The following is a 21,116-nucleotide window of genomic DNA, read 5'->3' on the forward strand; positions in this document are numbered from 1 at the left end:
CGCCACCGCGGCCGGGGCCGCCGCGGCCGCCACCGCGACCCGTGCGACGCTCACCCTGGCTACCGCCGCCACCGCCGGCCTCCGCCGTGCCCGGGGCGGCGTCGTCCAGCCGCAGGGTGAGCGAGATCCGCTTGCGCGGGATGTCGACGTCGAGCACCTTCACCCGGACGATGTCACCGGGCTTGGCGACATCCCGGGGGTCGCTGACGAAGTTCTTCGACATCGCCGAGACGTGGACGAGCCCGTCCTGGTGCACGCCGATGTCGATGAAGGCACCGAACGCCGCGACGTTCGTGACGACGCCCTCCAGGACCATGCCGGGCGTCAGGTCGGCGAGCGTCTCCACGCCCTCGGTGAACTCCGCGGTTCGGAACGCCGGCCGCGGGTCACGGCCGGGCTTCTCCAGCTCGGCCAGGATGTCCGTCACGGTCGGCAGACCGACGGTGTCGTCGACGAAGTCCGTCGGCCGCAGCCCGCGCAGGGTCTTCGTGTCACCGATCAGGGCTGCCAGCTCACCGCCGGCGACGGACAGGATGCGGCGCACGACCGGGTACGACTCCGGGTGCACGCTGGAGCTGTCGAGCGGGTCGTCGCCCCCGCGGATGCGCAGGAAGCCGGCGCACTGTTCGAACGCCTTGGGCCCGAGCCGCGGGACGTCGAGCAGGCCCGTCCTGGACCGGAACGGCCCGTTGGCGTCACGGTGGCGGACGATGTTGTCGGCCAGCCCGCCGCCGATGCCGGACACGCGGGCCAGCAGCGGCGCCGAGGCGGTGTTGACGTCCACCCCGACCGCGTTCACGCAGTCCTCGACGACCGCGTCCAGCGAGGAGGACAGCCGGGTCTCGGACAGGTCGTGCTGGTACTGCCCGACCCCGATCGACTTCGGGTCGATCTTGACGAGCTCGGCCAGCGGGTCCTGCAGCCGGCGCGCGATCGACACCGCACCGCGCAGGGAGACGTCCAGTGCGGGCAGCTCCTGCGAGGCGAAGGCCGACGCCGAGTACACCGACGCGCCGGCCTCGGAGACCATGACCTTGGTCAGCTTCAGGTCCGGGTGCCGGCGGATCAGGTCCTCGGCGAGCTTGTCGGTCTCCCGCGACGCCGTGCCGTTGCCGATGGCGACCAGGTCGACGTTGTGCTCGGCGGCGAGCCGCGCCAGCGTGGCGATCGACTCGTCCCAGCGGCGGGCCGGCACGTGCGGGTAGATGGTGTCGGTCGCGACGACCTTGCCGGTGGCGTCGACCACCGCCACCTTCACGCCGGTGCGGAAGCCGGGGTCGAGGCCGAGGGTGCGCCGCTCCCCGGCGGGGGCGGCGAGCAGCAGGTCGCGCAGGTTCGCGGCGAAGACCCGCACGGCGGTGTCCTCGGCGGCCGTCCACAGCCGCATCCGCAGGTCCACACCGAGGTGGACGAGGATCCGTGTCCGCCAGGCCCAGCGGACGCTGTCGAGCAGCCAGCGGTCGGCCGGGCGGCCCTCGTCGGCGATGTCGAAGCGGTCGGCGATGCGCCGCTCGTAGTCGCTGGGGCCGGCCGCCGCCGGTTCGGCCGGGTCGACGGGCGCGTCCGGCTCCAGGCTGAGGTCGAGCGCCTCCTCCTTCTCACCGCGGAACATCGCGAGGATGCGGTGCGACGGGAGCTTGGTGAAGGGCTCGGCGAAGTCGAAGTAGTCGGCGAACTTGGCGCCGTCGGACTCCTTGCCTTCGCGCACCCGGCTGACGAGGAAACCACGCGACCACATCCGCTCGCGCAGGTCGCCGATCAGGTCGGCGTCCTCCGCGAAGCGCTCGACCAGGATGGCGCGGGCGCCTTCCAGCGCGGCCGTCTCGTCGGCGACGCCCTTCTCCGCGTCGACGTAGGCCGCGGCGGCCGTACGGGGGTCGAGCGTGCGGTCGGCGAGCAGGGCATCGGCGAGCGGCTCCAGCCCGGCCTCGCGCGCGATCTGCGCCTTCGTGCGGCGCTTCGGCTTGTAAGGGAGGTAGATGTCCTCCAGCCGGGCCTTCGTCTCGGCGGCCATGATCTGCGCCTCGAGCGCGTCGTCAAGCTTGCCCTGACTGCGGATGGAGTCGAGGATCGCCGCCCGGCGCTCCTCCAGCTCCCGCAGGTAGCGCAGCCGCTCCTCCAGCGCGCGCAGCTGCGCGTCGTCGAGGGTGCCGGTCGCCTCCTTGCGGTACCGGGCGATGAACGGCACGGTCGCCCCGCCGTCGAGCAGTTCGATCGCCGAGGCCACCTGCCCCTCGCGTACGCCCAGCTCCGCGGCGATCCGCGCCTGGACAGTCACCGTCTCCGGGGGGGACGCCGTCGTCACGATCCGCAACCGCCTTTGCCTGTGTCCTCATCGTCCCCGCCGGTACCTCTCCCGGGGGTTGGTACTCCAGATAATCCCTCTCCACCGATCGCCCGTGGTGGTCGGGGGGAGCACGGTGCCCCGGCGGGACTCGTTGGTGCCAGCACGCGCACATGGTCAGGTCTGCACTTTTTGTGCTTATTCAGCATGCTGGGCGCGCTTCGTCCCCCACCTCGGGGATGCCACCGCCGGGCAGCCTCGGGCGGCCCCGAGCCGCGGTGCAGGTCTGTGCCCGCCCCGGGCCCGCCCTGTGCCCTCCCTGGAGGTGCCCCGCCGGATCCGCTGGCCTTCCACGCGGCCACTCCGGGCGTGGATACGGACCGTGACCGTCGACCGTCGGCCGTCGGCGCGTGGCCGCTGGCCGCGTCAGTGCAGCCTGGCCTCAAGCCCGTCCAGGACGGCGTTGCTCAGCTTGCGGATGCCGATCGGGGCGAAGGTCTTCTCGAAGAAGCCGCCGATGCCGCTCGCGCCATCCCAGGTGGTGTGCGCCGACACCGTGCTGCCGCCCGCCCCGGCGGCCCGGACCGACCACTCGGTGCGCAGTGACGAACGCTGGTCGGCCTCCAGCAGCTTGCCGGCCGACGGGGTGCTGACGAGCGCGTCCACCTCGCGCACCCGCTTGCGGGTCGCGTGCAGCCGGTAGGTGATGCGGGTACCGGCGCCCTCGCCGCCCTCGACCACCCGATAGTCGGTGATCATCTCGGGCCACAGCTGCGGCCGGGTGCCCGCGTAGTCGGACAGCAGGGCCAGCACCCGCTCCGGTGACCCGCCGACGATCCGCTCCACCTCGACACTGATACGTGCCATTTGCCACTCCGTCCGTTCGGCTGGGCCCTGATGGCCGTCGTCCGCGCAATGCCGAGACTATCCCAGGGGCCGCAAATGCGGTGCACGAGCCCATCGTCGCGGGCCGCCGCCGGCGAATTGTGGGAACGCCGCCCGGTCGATAATGTGACCGCGCTGCCCGGCGGCGGGACCCGTCGCGCGCGGTCCGTTTGTGGAGAAGGCAGCACGAAACCTGTGTCGTGCCGGTTGGACGGGGGTCCTGTGCAACATTCTCCGCAGACGTCCAGTAATCCTGATGAAGAAGCGGCTCCGTCGCGCGGACCGCTGCGCGCGGTCGGTGACGCCCTGGTCTTCCTCGCGGGCGCACAGCCGAAATTCCTGCCGCCGACCGACCGGGCCCGGTTTGTCACCGCGGGCGTGCTGATGCTGCTGACCTCGGCACTCGCCACGTATGCCGGTGCGACCGTGGTGTCCGTCGGTTTCGGTACAGGAATGGTCCGTGCGCTTCCATACGGGCTCTTCTACGCCCTGTTCATATTCTTCATCGACCGCTCCGTCCTGCTGACGCAGACGTCCTACCGGTATGACGCGGAGGGTGGCGTCAAAACGACCGGACCGGGCTTCTCCGTGATGGTCCGGGTCTTCATCGCGGTGTGCGGGGCAATTATCGTCGGTGAGGCCATACTGCTCCGCATCTTCGAAACCTCGATCGCCACCACCGTCACCGAGATCCAGCAGGAGGAGAACGGCCGGATCATGGCCTCCTGGGATGCGAACCAGGAGGGTGAGCTGGCCGCGCGCACCGCTGATCTGGCCGCGAAGAAAAGGGGGCTGGATGCCGCGAACTCGCTCGTCGAGGCCAAGACCGCGGAGGTGAACTGCCAGCTCACCGGCGGCCCGTCCTGCCTCGTCGGGGCCGGGCCGATCTACCAGATCAAGCTCGCCGAGCTGGCCGCGGCCACCGCCGCCGTCGGTGACGCCACCCGGCTGCGGGACACCGCCCAGCGTGGTCTGGACGAGTTCCGCGCCACCCAGGAGAAGAACCGGGCCGCCTTCGCCCGGACCGCCGCCAGCACCAGCGGGGCGGCGAACGACCTGCTCATGCGGGAGAAGGCGTTCTGGAGACTGACGATGCGGGACCGCTCGGTGCTCGCGTGGCGGCTGCTGCTGACCCTGCTGCTGCTCGGGGTTGACCTCGCGCCACTGCTGTCCAAGCGCGGGCTGGACGCGAGCCCGTACCGGCGCCGGGAACGCGTCGCCCGGTGGCGGGACGAGACATCCGCCGAGGTCGAGGCACTGCAGGTGGGTCACAACGCGCGCGAGCGGCGGGATCTCGCACCCGCCGTGGCGGCCCGGCTCGCGGCCCGATGGGAGGACTACCAGATGCGGCGGGACGGCGTGGAAGCCGCGGTCCGCTGGACGGCCGATACCGCCGACGCACGTCTGGCCGAGGAGGAGATCAGCGCGGATCGGCAGTCGCGGTTGCTGGAGCTGCGTGCCCGGCACGGCATCGTCGCGGTCCCGCGCACACCGGGCCTTCCGACGGCTCAGGTGCCCGCGGCCGTGCCACCGTCGGCTCAGGTGCCACCGGCGGCGGCACAACCGAGCCCGACGGCCTCGCCGAGACCACCGGCGGACGCCGCCGAGCACTGACATCCGGCGCCGCCGAGCACTGACATCCGGCGCCGCCGAGCACTGACATCCGGCTGGGTATGCCTCGGGCTGCCCATGCCGCCGAGCAAGTCCTGAGGATCGTGGTCGTCAGAACGACCGGAATCCTCAGATCTTCGAGTCACCCCGGCGCCCGGCGCCCGGTGCCCGGCCACCGACTGGCACCCCCGGCGCCCGGTGCCCGGGCTAGGCGGTGTGACCGCGCCGGTGGCGGCGGCGTGCGACGAAAGCGGTCAGGACGCCGAGCGCGGCCGCACCGCCAGCCGCGGAGCCGGCGACTCGCGGGTTCTCCCGGGCCCGGTCCCGGCCCAGGACCGCCAGCGAGGTCGCCTTCGTGCGCCCCGCCGTGCCAGCACCGGCCACCTTGGTCTTCACGCCCTGCGCGGTGCGTCCGGCGACCTTGTGCGGGCGGAGCCGATCGGACAGCACGTCGAGGTCCTGGCCGAGCTGCGCACGGGTCGTCTCGATCTCAGAACGGATTTCGTCGGGCTTGGTGCTGGTCACGTGCGCCATCCTTTCGACGATGCCGGCGCCTGCCGTGCCGGGTGCCTGCCGTGCCGGGTGCCGGCGCGGGGTGCTCAGTGCCGCCGGTTCTGGGCCCAGTGGATGTCGTCGCGCAGCGTCTCGACCGTCTGCTTCGGTGCAGGGTGCACCGCCTTGACCGTCCGGCGGCCCAGCAGCGCCAGTGCGCCCGCCGCGGCGGCCAGCACGACACCCACGATCAGCGCCGCCCATCCCAGCGCCATGACCGAACCGAGCCCGAACATGACGGCGAGCAGGACGAACACGAGTGCGAAGAAGCCGGCGCCGCCGGCTGCCGCGAACATGCCGGCGCCCTTGCCGGCCTTTGTCGCCTCCTCGCGCAGTTCGGCCTTGGCGAGGGCGATCTCCTGGCGGAACAGCGTCGAGACGTCGGTCGCCACCTCGGCGACGAGATGTCCGGTCGATGCCGGGCGTCGCCGTTCGAGGCCGGCACCGGTCGTGCTCCCGGCCTCGGGGCCGACGGCGACGGCCCCGGAGCCGGCGCGGACACCGGAGGCCGTCGGGGTGGCTGTGGTGGCCCCGTGCGGGCTGGCTCCCCGTGCGACTGTGCTCGCCCGGCGCGCTCCGGTGGCCGTGGTCGCCGGGGGCGAGCCATCGACCGGCACACGCACGGTGACCTGCGCGTCCGGCGGTATCCCGGTGCGGTCCACGGGGGGTGTGGCCGGTGTCGTCGGTTGGCGGCTGAGTGTGCTGGTCATGCCATCCCCTTCTCAACCGGACCGGAGACCCGCCCTCCGGCGGTGTCCATACGGATCGGTGTAGACCCGGATGCCCGCCGGTCGCCGTATAAACCGTGGTCGGGGGGGACGGATCGGGATGACGGGGGGCGCGGGAGGTGTCAGTCGGAGCGTTCCTGCGGGGACGAGTGCTCCCAGTCCGCGAGAATGGTGCGAATCCCGGTGACCAGTGACAACGGCTGGTCGAGCATCACGTGGTGCCCGGCGAGCGGAATCTCGATCACTGGCGCGACCCGGCCGAGCAGGTTGTACATCAAGTGGCCGATGTCCGGCGTCACCAGGCCGTTCTCGGCGCGGAACAGCGCGACCCGGCAGTGGACCTTGCGCAGGATCTCGGGGGACGGGGTCCGGTTGCCGAACACGTTGGGGTCGAACTTCCAGGCCCAGCCGCCCAGCATCGCCCCCATCGAGTTCCGTGCGATGTGATCGATGATGTAGGAAAGGCTGTTCGGCTGTTCGGGAACCGTGCGGAACCGGGCCAGCGCGTCGGCCGCGGTCGCGTAGACCCGCAGGGGGCCGAACGCCGTCCGCTCCCGCGCCGCCCGCTCCTCGGGGGTGGACTCCTTCACCGGCGAGTCGATGACGACGATTCCGGCGACCCGGTCCGGGTACTCCGCCGCGGTGGTGATCGTGACCCAGCCACCCATGCTGTGTCCGATCACGATCGGCGGCGAGGTGATCCCCGCGTGGTCGATCACCGCGATGACCTCGGACGCCCAGGTGCTCAGCGAGTACTCTTCGCGCCGGCCGCTGTCGCCGTGACCGGACAGGTCCAGGGCCAGGACCCGGTACTCGGCCGGGATCAGCGGCGCGATGTGGTCCCACCAGCCGGCGTGGGCCGCCCCACCGTGCACCAGCACGATCGCGGGCCCGTCGACCGGCCCCCAGCACCGGTAGCTGATGGCCGTCCCGTCGACCTCGGTTTCCAGTCGATCGGGGCGAGTATCGATGGCGGCCTCGAACCAGGCCGGTGCTTCGTCATACATCCATGTCTGCCGTTCGGCTCGTCGTTGTGGTCCTCGGCGACTGCCGCATCCCTGATGAAACACCGTGGACGAGCTCGCGCCGGTGTCTGCCGGTTCGGTGACGGATTCGTCGGATTTCCGACTCACTGGTGGAGACGGAATCGCACCTGCTCCAGAACCCTCCGGAATCGGTCGCATGGTTGCCGCCACGCTGCGTTGACACAGCCGTACCGTTCATCGTTGCAGGGCACGGTAGAAGGCCACATGCCGGGACGCGGCGAGGTCCCAGCTGAAGCGGCTGGCCACCGCCCGGCCGGCGGCGGTCCGGGCGGGATCCGGCGACGTGCCCGGCCACGGCTCGGCCGCGTCGAGAACCCGGTCCAACGCGGCCGCGAAGCCCGTCGGGGACGACGCGAAGGACACGGCGCTCCCGGCCGCGCCGAGCACCTCGCGCAGCACCGGCAGGTCGCGGGTCACGACGGGCACCCCGGCGGCGAGCGCCTCCAACGCGGCGAGCCCGAAGCCCTCCTTCGCGGACGGGAACGCGAACACGCTCGCCGCGGCGACCAGGGCGGGCAGCTCCTCGTCCGGCACCGGCCCGAGCAGGACGGGCTCGACGCCGAGCTCGGCGGCGCGGGCCAGCACATGATCACGGTAGCCACGGTAGTCGAACAGCGTCTCCCCGCCGGCGAGGACCAGGGACACCGGCGTCGAGCGGCCGCGCAGCAGCGCGAACGCCTCGATCAGGTCGGACGTCCCCTTGCGCGGTTCGATCCCGCCGACGGTGAGGACGTACCGGCCGAGCCGGGACCGCCAGCGTTCCCGGGCCTGCAGAGCGGGGCCCCGCGGGGCCGCCGCGGCGGTGAACCGGGCCGCGTCCACGCCGTTCGGGATGACGGTGGCGTCGATGCCCCAGCCGGCGGCCAGCTCCGCGGCGACCGCGGTCGAGACGCACACGTGCGCCCGCGGGCGGCGCAGCGCGCGTTCATGGCAGGTGACCAGCTCGGGAGTGGTGAACGTGTCGAGATGGTGCACCGTGCGGATGCAGTCGACCACCGCGTTCGCGGAGATGCAGTCCTGGGCATGTACGACGTCGTAGTCGTAGGCCGTGCCGGAATCGGTGCCGGTGCCGGTGGCGCGGTGCGCGTCGAACGCCTCGCCGAGCACGGCGATCGAGCGCAGGATGCGCTGCCCGACCGACTCGTCGTCCGTGGCATCCGGGAACGGCACCGCACGCACGCGCACGGAGGGGTCGACCGGCCGGAAGAAACCCGTGTCGCCACCGCGGGCCAGCGTCCACAGGTCGACCTGGTGCCCGGCCCGCGCCAGCGCCTCGGCGAGCGCGAGGGTTGCCACCACCCCGCCGCGTGGCCGGGTCGAGTAGGTCAGCAGTGCCACCGAGAGCGGCCCGGTCCCGCTCGTGGTGGCGCCGCGCTCAGTTCCCACGGGCACGGGCGCCGGCGCCCTCCTGGGCGAGGGCCTCGGTCGCGATTCCCATCAGCTCCCCGTGGCTGGGGCCGGGTACGGGATCCGGGCGCCAGCCCGTCGCCAGGACGTCGCGCACCCGGGCGACGAACGCGCTGTCGGTCAGCACGGCGGACGGCGGCAGCAGCGCGTTCTGCAGGCGGGTGAAGCGGTCCCACACCCAGGGGTCGCGGCGGGCGGCCAGGTACGCCTCACCGTTGGTGACGCCGGCCCCGGCCGCGGCCGGGGCGTTCGCCCCCCACTCGGGTCTCGGTGGCCACGGAGTGTATCCAGTCGGCAGCGCACCATTGATGGGTGACGGGTCGCCGCCGCTGCGCACGCCCGGATTGTCCGGCCGCCACCGCAGCAGGCGGGCGGCGTCCTGGTGGACGGAGTCCTCGAACCAGGGGGCGAACTCCGTGCGCAGCGACTGGTCGAGGGCGAGCGCCCGGTCGGCCGGGTCGCGGATCGCCCGGACCGTCTCGGCCAGCCGCACGGCGCCCAGCAGCGCGAGCGTCACCCCCCGCGTGTGCGCGGGGTTCGTGATGATCGCCGCGTCGCCGACCGTGAGCAGGCCCAGCACCCCTGGACGCCCGTCCGCCACCAGCGGCCGTAGCCGGTTGCTCAGGTGCGACATCGCGGTGACGGGTGAGACCGGCACGACCTGCTCGGCGTCGAGCCACGGCACGAACATCTCGATGGCCCGGGCCGCCGCGTCGAAGGCCGCGCCGTGACGAAGCACCCGGATGTCGCCGTCCTCCGGCAGGACGCCGAAGGTCATCGAGAAGACGTCCCGATCGGCGGGGAACATCAGGCAGGAGTAGCGGTCGAAGGACGCGCCGGCGGTGTGCCCGCGGTTGAGCGCCACGGCGGGCTCGGGGCCGCGCCGCCGGTAGAAGCGCGAGTAGTAGGCGATGCCGCAGTCGACCTCGGCCGGCGGTGGCAGATCCGCTCCCGCGTCGACGAGCCAGCGGCGGACCGGCGACAGCCGCCCCGCGGCATCGACGACCAGGTCGGCGGTGCGGCTGCTGCCGTTGGCGAGACGCACGCCGCGAACCACCAGCGGCGCACCCGCCCCCGACGCCGCCTCCGTTCCTGGCGCCGCGCCCGCTCCCGACGCAGACCCCGGCCCGCGTGCTTCGGTCAGCAGCCCGGCGACCCGGGCACCGGACCGGATGGTGACACCGGGCTCCCGGCCGACCACCTCCCGCATCACCCAGTCCAAGGTGGCGCGGCGGCACCCGAGCACGACGAGCTCGTCGTCCTCCGGTGGGACGTCGGCCAGCGTCGGCGGGGCATGCTCGCTCAGCCGCGTCTCCCGGACACCCGCGGCCCGCAGGCCGTCGAGGATCTCCGGGGCGTGCTCGCGGAGCAGGGACCGGCCCCGGGCCAGGAAGGCGTGCGAGTGCCAGGTCTGCGTCGCGCCCGGGCGGTGCCAGTCCGCCACATCCGCGAGGTCCCGAGGCCGGTCGTCGGGGTCGCGATCGAGGACGTCGACGCGCCAGCCGCCGCGGGCCAGCAGCAGGGCGACGGCCAGCCCCGAGGCTCCGGCGCCGATCACGATGGCGTCCGGCATCAGCGGGCCACTGCGCGTGCGCGCCGGGGGTCGTACGGGTCACCGGCCAGCAGGCACGGCGGCTGGTAGGTCGCGGCACGCCGGTCGGCCAGCAGGTTCATCCCGCCGCGAGCCTGCCGCAGCGCCTCGGTGACGTCGATGGTCGTGACGGCCTGGCCTTCGGCCGTACCGGTGGTGGCCAGCACCGAGCCGTCCGGATGGACGACCTTCGCGTTGCCCACGAACCGCAGCGACCCGAAGGCGCCGGTCTGGTTCGACGCCACCCAGACGACCTGGTTCTCCAACGCGCGAACCTGGTCGTAGAGGTTGAACCGGTGCAGGGAGCGGTCGTCGCCGACCTCCTGGGCCGGCAGGGTGCTGGAGATCGGCCAGGCTGACAGGCAGGCGATGATCGCCGCGTCGGCGAGGGCGAGGCTTCGCCCGGCTTCCGGGAACGCCTTGTCGTAGCAGATCATCATTCCCATCCGGCCGAGCGGGCTGTCGAAGGCGGTGAAGGAGCGGCCGGCCTCGAACACAAGGCCCTCGCCGAGTGGCTGGTGCACCTTGCGGTGGCGGCCCAGCACGCCGTCACCGTGGACACACACCGCACTGTTGTACCGGTAAGGACCGTCACGCTCCGTGTAGCCAGCGCAGACAACCATATCTTGGGCGAGCGTGACGAGCCTGGCGATTTCCGGTCCGTCCGGATCGAGCGCGGGCGGCCCGCCGTCCGGCGCCAGATCGGCGCCGCCGGGCGGCAACGTGTGCAGGTAGCCGCCGAGCGCGGCCTCGGGCAGGACGAGGAGATCCACGCCGCGCTGCCGGGCCGCGTCGATGTGCGCACCGATTCTCGCGAAGCATTCGTCCAGGTCACGGCCGAACGGCGCGGCGACCGCGGCGATGGTCACCCGGCAGCGGGTGGGCCGTGCCCACCCGCTGCGCGGCTGCGGGCGCCACGTCGTGCTCACGCGTGGCCCAGCCCCGTCACATGGCCTGACAGCGCCGGGGTGAGGACTCCGTCCGGCCAGCGCAGCGTCACCCCGGAGCCGTTGAGCAGGCGGCCGCAACGCCCCGAGGTCGCCGGGCGGGGCGCCGGCACCGGGCGGTCGTCGACGTCCGCCGTAAGCATGGCGTAACCGGGGAAGCAGGTGATCCAGTCACCGACAGTCGCCTGCGCCGGCCGGGGAACCGCGGCGACGTCCAGCTCGGCGGCGCAGCCGCTCGCCTCGGCGAGCATGCCGAGCGTGCCGACGATGCCGACCATGCTGACATCCTTGGCGGCGCATGGCCGGTGCCGGCGGGGCAGGTCCAGCAGCGTGCGCAGCTCGGCGGTGCGCCGCGCGGAGGTCGAGTCCCACTGCCGGCCGGAGTACCCGGGCCGCCAGTCGCCGCCAAGGTCGGCGGTGAGGGTGACCGCGTGCCCTGGCAGGCCCCCGCCGGCGGGGATCGGCTGGTCGGAGCGGCCCAGCGCCGTGACGGACAGTGCCGAGGCCACTCCGAGCTGAGTGTGCCCGCCCAGTATGGGGACGCCGTACCGCTCCGCGGCAGCCCGCAGCCCGCCGATCACCCGGGCCACCCGGGACACCGTCGGACCGGCGACCGCGTCGAGCAGGCCCACCGGCCGGGCGCCCATCGCCGCCAGGTCGTTCAGGTTGACCAGCACCCCGCACCAGCCAGCCCAGTACGGGTCACGCTCGACCATGGACGGGATGATCGCGTCGCAGGCGGCGACGACATCGGTGCCGGGCACCGGCGCGCCGTCGTCGCCGACGAAGCCGGGGCCGCCCGGACGCAGGCCGGCCAGCAGGTTCGCCAACGGCGCCTTGATCGAGGCGGCGACCGCGGCCAGCCGGTTGATCGGCCAGCGCATCAGCACATGGGGGCGGCCCGCGACCGTCGTCGTCCCGGCGATCATCCAGCCGAGCCGGCCGAAGAAGCGGACGCGCTCGGGCTGCACCGCGGCGTCGAAGCGCAGCACCCCCTCGTTCTCGGCCCTTGCGCAGGCCGCCCGCACCAGTGCGGCACCGACCCCCGCGTACCGGGCGCGCGCCGCGGCCGCGACGACGAGCCGGCCGCCCTGCCAGGCGCCGATGTCCTCACCGCGCCAGATGGGTGCGAGCCGTACGCCGCCGATGACGACCCCGTCATCCGGGCCGCCGACCACCCGGGCCACCAGGACGATGCTGCGCGGATCGGTGTCGACCTCGTCGAGGTCGCCGGCGACGCCCGCGGGGAAAAGGCCCTGCTCGTCGACGAAGACCTCGCGCCGCAGCCGCGCATAGGCGGTGAAGGTCGCCAGGTCGTCGGCCTGTTCGACGCGGTAGGGCGGCTGCGCGTCCAGCGTGCGCCGGTCGCCCCAGACGGCCAGCGTGTCCACGGTCTCCGCCCGGTTCCGGGCTGGAGCGCGATCTCCCGGCAACAGACCGTACATGATCATCCCCCGGCCTGGGGCAGCGCCGAGCACGCCCCGCAGGCCGCGCAGCCGGCGCCCTGATCGGCACCGCGCATCCCGGCCGCCGCTAGCGCTGCCGCGACGCGGGCCGTCACGTCCGAGACGAGCCCGGGGTCGGGTGCCTGGGCGCCGTCGCGTGCCGCGAGCGTTCCAGCCATCGGCCGGAACGGGACGACGAAGGGGTACACGCCCAGCGAGATGAGCCGGCGCGCGCCCTCGACCAGCTCCTGGGGGTCCTCCCCAAGCCCGACCAGCAGATAGGTCGACACCCGGTTCCAGCCGAAGACCCGGACAGCCTCCGCCCAGGCCCGCTCGTACTCCGCGAGGCTGACGGTCGCCTTGCCGGGCGTCCAGCGGCGCCGGACCTCGTCGTCCAGCGACTCGATGTGGATGCCGATCGTGCTCGCCCCGGCCGCGCGCAGCTCACCGAGGACGGCCAGGTCCGCCGGTGGCTCGCACTGCACCTGGATGGGCAGGCCGGGAACGGCGGCCACCACCGCGCGCGCACAGTCGGCGAGCAGCTTCGCGCCCCGGTCGGGGCCGGCGGTGCTGCCCGTGGTCATGACCATCTGACGGACGCCGTCGAGCGTCACCGCGGCCCGCGCCACCTCGGCGAGCTGCTCCGGGGTCTTGAGCCTCGTCGTCGCGTCGGCGCGCAGCGACTCCTCGATGGCGCAGAAGCGGCAGCGGTCGGGCTCGCGATACCGGACGCAGGTCTGCAGCACGGTGGTGGCCAGGACGTCCGCGCTGTGCAGGCGGGCGAGCCGCGAATACGGCACACCGTCCGCGGTCGTCAGGTCGTAGAAACGCGGCCGGCGCACCGGTGTGGCCTCGACGCCGAGATCCGTCCCGGCGAACAGGAGCCGGCCGGCGTCGATGGAGTAGGGGCTGGTCGGGACTATGGGCAGGGCCAGGCCTCGGCCGGCGACGACGACATGGCCGTCGTCGCTCGGCCCGGCACCGCTGCGGCGCTGGACCGGAGCGCTGACACGCACTCCGTGGACGGCGACAGCGCTGCGCACGGCGAGGTCGAAACCCCCGGGAGGCCGGGTGTCCGCCGCCTCGTCCGGCCGGCGATCGGTCGCCAGGCCATGGTTCATCTGTGTCTCCCGTCGGGGATCCGCGCCCGGCCCGTCGGCGCGCGTGGGCATCCAACGGCGGGCCTGGGCGGGAGATCGGGGTGGAGCTGTGAGATCGCGCCCGTGCCGGGCGCATGGTCCGGCACGGGCGGCGCGGCCTGGAGCGGCGTCAGAGCATGTACGTCGAGTTCACGATCGCGCCCTTGCGCGTGTAATAGATCACGCAGTCCTGGATGTCGAGGGGGTGGGCGGGGATGACCCCCTCGATCAGGTCCTCCTCGCGCAGGCCGTGCAGCGACAGGCCGAACCGGCAGACGTAGACCTTCCCGCCCTCCTTGATGAAGGTCTCGATCTGCGCGTTGATGTTGTGCTCGCCGGCGAACGCGGAGTCGCCGGTGTGCGGGAAGCCCCGGGTGGCCATGCAGTTCATGGCGCCGGGACCGTAGAAGTAGATGACCGATTCGAAGCCTTTGCGCAGGGCTCTGGTCGCCTGCAGGATGGCCACGAAGGTCACCGAGGACTCGTGCGCGATGCCGTGGATGAGCGTGAGGTAGGACTCGCCGTTCTCGGCCTGGAAATCGGGGAACACCTTCGTCGAGCCGTACAGGTTGCTCCCCGGGGGGAGCGACGGGTGTGGCACCTCGGTGAGGCTCTGGCGCTCCAGCTCCGTCAGCTCCATTAGTGCTCCTGTCCTGATCTGGTCCGGGTCTGGCCTGGAGTGATCGACTACTTCATCTTCGCCTGGATGGGCTACTTCAAGTAGTCGTCGGGTGTGGTCGTCCTGTCCGCTTTCGGAAGTAGAGGTCCTGGAAGTTCTCCGACAGGACCCTGCGCGCGAGCTCCGGGTCGTCGACCGCGGCGGTGAGCCGTGCGAGCTCGCCGGGGTGGTCGCTCCACGGCTCGTCACTGGCGAAGAGCAGCCGGTCGTGGCCGAAGCCGCGGCGGGAGACCTCCGCCGCGTACCAGCGGGGCGCGAAGCCGACCGCCCAGCTCGCGTCGGTGTAGACCCGCCGGCCGGCCGCGATCCAGTCGAAGAACCGCCCACCGATCAGCTTGATGTGCCCGCTCACGCCTCCGCCCAGGTGCACCAGATGCACGGCGACCCGATCGGCGTACTCGTCGACCAGCCGACCCATCCGGTCGACGTCGGCCGGGCCGCCGGGCGAGGTGTGGACATGAACGACGAGGTCGTGGGCGGCCGCGACCGCGAAGATCCGGTCGAGCCGCCCCTGGCACGCCGGGTCGTCCACGTCCCCGCCGAGCAGGAAGCTGATCTTGAGCGCGGCGACGCCGGGCTCGCCGGCGAGCGCGAGCGCCCGCTCGGTGGCCGCCGTGTCCCGTACCAGCGGCGACACCCACAGACCGGCGAGGATCCGCTCGTCCGCCTGGGCTGCCTCCACGCACAACTCGTTCAGCCCGAACGGGACCGACGGGTCGGGCACCCCGTAGTTCGGGATCACCAGCGCCGCGGACGTGCCCTCGGAGTCCAGGTCGGCGCGCAGCTCGGCGATGGTGGCGCGGGCACCGACCGTGGGCAGGACCGCTGGCCCGCCGTAATAGGGATGGGCCGGCAGCACACCCAGATGTCGATGCCCATCGTGTACGTCCGGTCGCGGCACGGTGGCAGTGAAGCACCCTGGTGTTTCCCGTGTGTGGCCAACGTGACAATCCGGTCGCATGACTGGCTCCTTTGGTCCTCGCGTTGCCGGAAACTGGTCTTCGGATGACCCCTCTGGGTAGTCGGAGTGCTGTTTCCGTCCGCTCGATGTGATCTTTCCGCTGATCGTCCCGTCCGCCCCCTCATCGTTGGAGCAAGCTGGAAACATGCGGTACGCGGTGATGGCAGACCTGCATGGGAAGCGCAAGGCACTGCGCCGGGTCCTCGCGGCCGCCGACAAGGTCGGGGTCGACGAGGTGGTGTGCCTTGGGGACTACCTGGAGGCGAAGGTGCCCTGGCGCAGGCACGACCCGGCCCGGTTCTGGCCACTCGACGAGGTCGTCGATCCCGACCCCGAGCTGTGGGCCGACCTTGTCGCCGTGCGGCGCATCCTGGGGAACCAGGAGGAGCGGATCCGGGACCTGCTCACCCCCGAGCAGACGCCGGACCTGCTCGCGCCGCTGCTCTCCGGGCAGTCGATGACCCACATCGACTGCGCGCTGGGGATGCACGGGCACCAGATCGGCTGGAGTCACGACGAGGTCTCGGATTCCTACCTGCCCCGCGTCGAGGACGTGCCGGCGGTTCCGCTCATCCTGGTCGGGCACACGCACCGGCGAGCGGTGTTCGAGATCCGCTGGGATGCCGAGGCGGGTGACGGAGGCGCCCACGCGCCCGCGCCCGGGGCCCGGCGGGAGGATGAGCCCGAGGCGGATGAGCGGGTCGGGTCGGTCAGATCCGTCCCGGTGGTCTCCGGTGTACCGGTACCGGTTCCCACGCGGGCGGTCGGCGGGCGTGGGCTGGTGACAACGGTCGTCAACGTGGGCCCGGCGATCGGCCGCCCCAGCAACTGGCTCTTCTTCGACGCGGATCGCGGCGAGATCGTTTTTGAGGAGGCCTAGGACCGGGGGCCAGGCCGAAGGCTCTGGCTGGACGGCTGGACGGCTCGAGGAGGCCTGGCACGGTGTCCAGATGCACAGGATCACCCCTCCATGTCGTTGGTCCCACAGGGTGGGGACTTTGGTCCTGTCGCGTCTGACATCTGGGGGTCGTAAGGTGGATATACGTCCCGGCGAGACCCGCGCAAACCCTACGTTCCCCCCGTACGTCAGGAGTTGCTCGGCCCGCCGGGGCTTCTTCCTTTTCCGGCTCCGACGCGTGGCCTGCGCCCGCCTTGGAATCGAAACAAGCCCACAACATCGTTGAAACGTGTCGATGAATGGCACATCCGGTGGGCTGGTGGTGCGAGAACCGTCGCGCGGCCATCTGGCGAGCGGGCCGATTCTCCTGGTCGAGTTCATCCGGTTCGCCCATGGTGAGCTGCTGCACTGATCCCGGCCTTCACGTGAGGGTGCTCTTTTCCTGACACGGATGACCGCTGTCGGCTGTGATAGCTGCGGACGGCGATAGCGGGCATGCCGATCGCTGCGACCAGTACGACGCGTGCACTGGTTCGGCCGCCCGTTCCGCTTGCAGGATCGAGTCGGTATCAGCTCGGTATCGCCGCGGCGGGGAGGTCGGAACGGTGACGATCGTCGTGTGTACGACACCGATCGGGCGAACCCATTCGGTGACCTACCATCATCATGATGATGACGATACGAATGCAGTCGACCCCGGTTGGGCAGCACTCGGCTGGCGTTGGTGGCCGTTCGTCGCATAGGCAATATGTGTCGTCGCTTTGGGTTGGAATTGCGTCGGGGGTGGAGCTCGCCCGCGAGGCGGGGTCGAGGGTCGCTCGGCTGGGCTATGAAAGTCGGGGCGGGTGCCGCTCACGGGGTCTGTAGCCTTCCAACAGCAAGGTGGGGGCAAATACACGCGATCCGGGCGGGTCGGACCTTTGGTTTTGACCAGTCGGATGGTCTGGTTTCGCGACGTTGCGAGCCGGCCTGGGGGCGAGCCGGTAGCGTGCAAAGTCGATCGCATTGCGTATGCGATCGGTTACAGGCAGCTGGCCTTGTTGACCTAGGGGGTGAACTGGTGCAGGTCCCCGCGGCGCGCATCGTGTTCTCACAGGAAGACCGTGCGGAGGTCGCGTCAGTCGCGGCCGAGGTACTCACGACCGGCGCAATGACTCTTGGCAGGCAGACCCAACAATTCGAGGCGGCCTTCGCCGCGGCACACGGTGCTCCGTACGCCGTCGCAGTGAACAGTGGAACGGCCGCGCTTGAGATCATCCTCAGAAGTGTCGACGTGGACGGATTCGACGTCGTCGTGCCGACGAACACCTTTGCGGCCACCGCTTTCGCCGTCCTGCGGGCGGGCGGAACCCCCATCTTCGCCGATGTGAGTGCGGACACGTTCGCGTTGAGCCCGGAGACCGTCCTGGCCGCGGTGACCCCGCGAACGAAGGCGGTGGTCGTCGTGCACATCGGTGGGCTGATTCCGCCGGACATTGACGAACTGCGAGCTGTTCTCGACGAGCGTGGGATCATGCTCGTCGAGGATGCGGCGCACGCGCACGGATCGAGCCTCGCCGGCCGGTGCGCCGGTTCCTTCGGAGTCGCCGGATCGTTCTCCTTCTATCCGACCAAACTGATTACAAGCGGTGAGGGTGGAATGGTCGTCACCGCGGACGAGCGCATGCGTGACGAGGCTCTCGTCTATCGGGACCAAGGCAAGGCCGGATTTCTCGGCAACATCCATATCAGGCAGGGATACGCCTGGCGGATGAGTGAGGTACACGCGGCGACCGGTCGGGTGCATCTGCGTCACCTCGACCGGTTCCTGGGCCACCGGCGTGGCGTCGCTGCCTGCTACGACCTGGCGATCGACGAGATGGGGGTGGACCGGCCGCGTGCGGTCGACGGCGGAGTGACTAACTACTACAAGTATCCGGTCCTTCTTCCGCTGGGTGCTGATCGTGCCCGGGTGAAGTTGGAGCTGCGAGATGGTCACGGAGTTTCTCTTGCAGGCGAGGTGTACGAGGTTCCGCTACACCGGCAACCGGTCTTCGAAAGGTTCGCGCGGTCCGGTCTGCCGGTGGCTGAGGACATCTGTGCCCGGCACGTGTGCCTCCCGTTGCATTCCGACATGACCGAGGCGGAGGTCGAGCACGTCGTCGCGTCTTTCCGCACGGTTGTGCGCGCTCTGGAACTGGACGGGGCGGCGCGATGAGGATCGCCGTCACCGGAGGCTCCGGCTTCATCGGCGGTCACGTCGTCGATCGTCTGCTCGACGCCGGCCACGAGGTCCTGTCCCTTGATCTGGCCACCTGCTCCCGGCCGGATCCGCGGGCGGTCTACCGCGAGATCGACGTGCTGGACATCGAGGCGCTGACCGACGCGTTCGCGGGTGTCGAGGTCGTCTTTCACATCGCCGGCATGTCCAACGTCGACTTCGCCTTCGCGGACCCGGTGCGCACGGTCCGCCTCAATGTCGAGGGCACCGGCAAGGTCTGCGAGGCGGCCCGGCACGCCGGTGTCCGGCGCGTCATCTTCGCCAGCACCGTCTGGGTCTACGGAGCCGCGGCCGACCCTGCCGACCTGGCCGACCGATCGGACCCGTCAGGTGGCCGGATCCCGCCGCCCTCGCCGCATGCCGACGGCCCGGAACCCGACCCGCTCACCGAGGACGCCCAGATCGTGCTTGCCCGCGCCGGGCATGTCTACACCTCGACCAAGCTGGCGGCCGAACTGCTGCTGCAGAGCTATCTGCAGACCTACGGGCTCGCGTTCACGATCCTGCGGTACGGCATCCCCTACGGCCCCGGTATGCGCGAAGAGCTGGTCCTCGCGAGATTCGTGAACAACGCGATGGCCGGCCGCCCGCTGACCGTCGCGGGTGACGGCAGGCAGTTCCGGAAGTACGTCTACGTTCGTGATCTCGCGGATGCGCACGTGCTCGCGCTCGCGGATGCCGCGGAGAACACGACCATCGCGCTCGAGGGCAACGAGCGGGTGAGTGTGCTGGAGATGGCGCAGGCTGTCCAGGCGTACTTCCCGTCGGTGGCGATCGAGCGCATTCCCGCCCGGCCGGGGGACTTCCGTGGCCGGGAGATCTCCGCGCAACGTGCCGCGCACCTTCTCGGCTGGCGACCGACAACGCCGTTCCGGGACGGGGTTCGGCAGTACATCGAGTGGTATCAGGCAAACCGGCAGCCACCTGCGGCGGCTGCGCCATCCGTCGGGGATCTCGGCGTCTCCGCGGCCTCATCGGAGTGAGCGTGACGAAGATGGACGAGATCAGTGGAACTGTGAACGAGACCCTCGCGGAAAGCGGGGCCGAGTCGCGGAGAGGCAACGTGCTGTTGCTCTCCGGCTCACTCGGAATGGGCCATGACGTGATGGCGGAGGCCTGCACGACCTCGCTGGAACGCCGCGGGTTCACCACTCGCACGGCGGACAGCCTGCGCATGACGGATGGCCGCAACGGTGCGCTGGGGCAGAACGTCTTCCGTGGCCTGATCGCCATTCCCGGTGTCTACGACGCGCTACATTTCTCCCAGCTCCGCACCGGGGGCCGCGTGGCCCGCGCGATCGAGCAGACGTCCAGCAGGTTTCTGGTGCCGCGCCTGCGTGAGGATCTGCAGGCCCAGCCGGTCGACATGGTCATCTCGATTTTCGCCTCCGCGGCGGCGGCGGTCAGCCGGCTCAAGCCGGAGTTCCCGGGCCTGGTTACCGCGGTGTTCTCCTCCGACTGCTGTGTGCACCGGATCTGGGTTCAGGAGAACACCGACCTGTTCCTCGTGACGTCCCAGACCGCTGCCCGCTACGTGCGCAGGTTCTCGCCGCAGGCGCGGGTCGCCGTGGTGCCGACACCGGTGCGGACGCCCTTCTACGACCCGCCGACCCAGGAAGAGGCCCGGGGCAGTCTCGGTATTCCGCTGGAGAGCCGGTGCGTGCTGCTCATGTCCGGTTCCTGGGGCCTGGGCCCGCTGGTGGAGGCGGCCGAGGCGCTTGCCGCCGCCGGTGTCTGGGTCCTCGCCGTCGCCGGGCGTAACGAGAAGCTCGCCGGCCAGCTCGCCGCGCTCGCGGAACGGGACCACCGGGTGATCCCGTTCGGATTTACCAACCGGATTCCTGAACTGATGGCTGCCAGTAATCTTGTGGTCACCTCATCGGGAGACACTTGCAGTGAGGCCCGTGTGATCGGGCGCGATCTGCTGCTGATGGACGTCGTGCCCGGGCATGGGCGGGACAACCTCCAGAAGGAGCTCGACCGCGGTCACGCCGAGGTGACGAGTACGGATTCGCTGTCCCTGACCCGGTCGGCGTTGGCCTGCCTGGATCGAGTCAAGCCGCCCTCGGAGCGCGTTGTCGGCACCCCCCAGGCGTGGGAGCAGGCATTCGGCGCAGCTCTTGCACAGGTGGGCCTGGGCGCCAACTGGTGAGGCAGCGAGTTACCCGAGTCGGGGTGACCTACCCCGGCTCGGATGCCGTCATAGGCGGATGGGACGCTGCGGGGGTGAGCCGAGCATGAACACGGCGCTTGTTGTCGGGCTGCCTACAACCGTCGTCTCCGCGGCCCTGTATGGGGTCGCTCCGCTGATTCAGGCGATGGCCGCGCGCAGGGAGGAAGCCGGAACCGGGCTTGGCCTGGGGCTGCTCGCGCGCCTCGCGACCCGTCCGCTGTGGCTGGTCGGCCTGGCCGTCGAGGCAGGGTCGTTCCTGCTGGAGGTCTACGCGCTGTCCGTGGCACCGGTCGCCCTGGTGGCGCCGGTCATGGCGCTCGACATGATCGTGTTCACCCTGCTGGCCCGCAGGCTTCTGGGGGAGCACATCAGCCGAGGCGGCTGGAGCGGGGTGGGCCTCATGGTGGCCGGCGTCGTGCTGCTGGCCTACGCGTTCCATCATCACGCCGAGGTCGGAAGTCCCGCGGGCAACGACGTACTGCTCGCCTTCCTGGTGCTGGGGTTGATCTT

At 71.3% G+C, this 21,116-nt stretch carries 17 protein-coding genes and 1 pseudogene; 6 read left to right on the plus strand and 12 right to left on the minus strand.

Annotated elements, in window-relative coordinates:
* Both FREUN1FDRAFT_RS30240 and FREUN1FDRAFT_RS30245 read right to left on the minus strand, forming a co-directional pair.
* A partial coding sequence (locus FREUN1FDRAFT_RS30240) for a Tex family protein (protein WP_006544116.1) occupies positions 1-2,305 on the minus strand: 2,305 nt, incomplete at its 3' end.
* 405 nt (positions 2,306-2,710) lie between these two features.
* On the minus strand, positions 2,711-3,151 hold the full coding sequence (locus FREUN1FDRAFT_RS30245) for an SRPBCC family protein (protein ID WP_006544117.1): 441 nt from the start codon (positions 3,149-3,151) through the stop codon (positions 2,711-2,713).
* A 240-nt stretch (positions 3,152-3,391) separates the two neighbouring features.
* Here FREUN1FDRAFT_RS30245 and FREUN1FDRAFT_RS30250 point away from each other — a divergent pair, with 240 nt between their 5' ends.
* The gene (locus FREUN1FDRAFT_RS30250; protein ID WP_006544118.1) at positions 3,392-4,783 is read left to right on the plus strand and encodes a DUF4407 domain-containing protein; all 1,392 of its coding nucleotides are present in this window, start codon (positions 3,392-3,394) and stop codon (positions 4,781-4,783) included.
* Positions 4,784-4,987: 204 nt separating this feature from the next.
* Here FREUN1FDRAFT_RS30250 and FREUN1FDRAFT_RS30255 read toward each other — a convergent pair whose 3' ends face one another.
* The 10 genes from FREUN1FDRAFT_RS30255 to FREUN1FDRAFT_RS30300 all read right to left on the minus strand — a co-directional run bounded on the left by FREUN1FDRAFT_RS30255 (position 4,988) and on the right by FREUN1FDRAFT_RS30300 (position 15,275).
* Complete coding sequence (locus FREUN1FDRAFT_RS30255) at positions 4,988-5,305, minus strand: DUF3618 domain-containing protein (protein ID WP_006544119.1); 318 nt, start codon at positions 5,303-5,305, stop codon at positions 4,988-4,990.
* Positions 5,306-5,379: 74 nt separating this feature from the next.
* Entirely contained in the window at positions 5,380-6,042 is a 663-nt protein-coding gene (locus tag FREUN1FDRAFT_RS30260) for a phage holin family protein (RefSeq protein ID WP_006544120.1), read from the minus strand.
* A 140-nt stretch (positions 6,043-6,182) separates the two neighbouring features.
* Positions 6,183-7,067 carry an alpha/beta fold hydrolase gene (locus FREUN1FDRAFT_RS30265; protein ID WP_006544121.1) on the minus strand — a complete coding sequence of 295 codons (885 nt, stop codon included), beginning with the start codon at positions 7,065-7,067 and terminating at the stop codon, positions 6,183-6,185.
* Positions 7,068-7,280: 213 nt separating this feature from the next.
* Entirely contained in the window at positions 7,281-8,498 is a 1,218-nt protein-coding gene (locus tag FREUN1FDRAFT_RS30270) for an MSMEG_0565 family glycosyltransferase (RefSeq protein WP_006544122.1), read from the minus strand.
* A complete protein-coding gene (locus tag FREUN1FDRAFT_RS30275; protein WP_006544123.1) occupies positions 8,482-10,086 on the minus strand; it encodes an NAD(P)/FAD-dependent oxidoreductase in 1,605 nt (534 codons plus the stop codon). Before FREUN1FDRAFT_RS30275 ends, FREUN1FDRAFT_RS30270 begins: the two co-directional genes overlap by 17 nt.
* Complete coding sequence (locus tag FREUN1FDRAFT_RS30280; protein WP_006544124.1) at positions 10,086-11,033, minus strand: carbon-nitrogen hydrolase family protein; 948 nt, start codon at positions 11,031-11,033, stop codon at positions 10,086-10,088. The genes FREUN1FDRAFT_RS30275 and FREUN1FDRAFT_RS30280 overlap by 1 nt, the downstream gene beginning before the upstream one ends.
* On the minus strand, positions 11,030-12,496 hold the full coding sequence (locus FREUN1FDRAFT_RS30285) for an MSMEG_0567/sll0787 family protein (RefSeq protein WP_006544125.1): 1,467 nt from the start codon (positions 12,494-12,496) through the stop codon (positions 11,030-11,032). The genes FREUN1FDRAFT_RS30280 and FREUN1FDRAFT_RS30285 overlap by 4 nt, the downstream gene beginning before the upstream one ends.
* 2 nt (positions 12,497-12,498) lie before the next feature.
* Positions 12,499-13,617: an MSMEG_0568 family radical SAM protein gene (locus FREUN1FDRAFT_RS30290; RefSeq protein ID WP_006544126.1), complete on the minus strand. Its 1,119-nt coding sequence runs from the start codon at positions 13,615-13,617 to the stop codon at positions 12,499-12,501.
* 148 nt (positions 13,618-13,765) lie between these two features.
* The gene (locus FREUN1FDRAFT_RS30295; RefSeq protein ID WP_006544127.1) at positions 13,766-14,275 is read right to left on the minus strand and encodes an MSMEG_0572/Sll0783 family nitrogen starvation response protein; all 510 of its coding nucleotides are present in this window, start codon (positions 14,273-14,275) and stop codon (positions 13,766-13,768) included.
* Between the two features lie 76 nt (positions 14,276-14,351).
* Complete coding sequence (locus FREUN1FDRAFT_RS30300) at positions 14,352-15,275, minus strand: amidohydrolase family protein (protein ID WP_006544128.1); 924 nt, start codon at positions 15,273-15,275, stop codon at positions 14,352-14,354.
* A gap of 145 nt (positions 15,276-15,420) precedes the next feature.
* On the opposite strand from FREUN1FDRAFT_RS30300, the gene FREUN1FDRAFT_RS30305 reads away from it, so the two are divergent.
* The 5 genes and pseudogenes from FREUN1FDRAFT_RS30305 to FREUN1FDRAFT_RS30325 all read left to right on the plus strand — a co-directional run.
* Positions 15,421-16,155, plus strand: coding sequence for a metallophosphoesterase (locus FREUN1FDRAFT_RS30305; RefSeq protein ID WP_006544129.1), 735 nt, complete (start codon positions 15,421-15,423; stop codon positions 16,153-16,155).
* 1,078 nt (positions 16,156-17,233) lie between these two features.
* Positions 17,234-18,370, plus strand: coding sequence for a DegT/DnrJ/EryC1/StrS aminotransferase family protein (locus tag FREUN1FDRAFT_RS30310; RefSeq protein WP_006544131.1), 1,137 nt, complete (start codon positions 17,234-17,236; stop codon positions 18,368-18,370).
* Positions 18,367-19,416: an NAD(P)-dependent oxidoreductase gene (locus FREUN1FDRAFT_RS30315; protein WP_006544132.1), complete on the plus strand. Its 1,050-nt coding sequence runs from the start codon at positions 18,367-18,369 to the stop codon at positions 19,414-19,416. Before FREUN1FDRAFT_RS30310 ends, FREUN1FDRAFT_RS30315 begins: the two co-directional genes overlap by 4 nt.
* Before the next feature lie 11 nt (positions 19,417-19,427).
* Positions 19,428-20,585 (plus strand): glycosyl hydrolase, encoded by a 1,158-nt coding sequence (locus FREUN1FDRAFT_RS30320; RefSeq protein WP_006544133.1) that lies wholly within the window; start codon positions 19,428-19,430, stop codon positions 20,583-20,585.
* An 85-nt stretch (positions 20,586-20,670) separates the two neighbouring features.
* Positions 20,671-21,116: pseudogene (locus tag FREUN1FDRAFT_RS30325) on the plus strand (EamA/RhaT family transporter); the annotation flags it as partial.

It is taken from the genome of Parafrankia sp. EUN1f (genome assembly GCF_000177675.1).
In the GTDB taxonomy this organism is placed as follows: Bacteria; Actinomycetota; Actinomycetes; order Frankiales; family Frankiaceae; genus Parafrankia.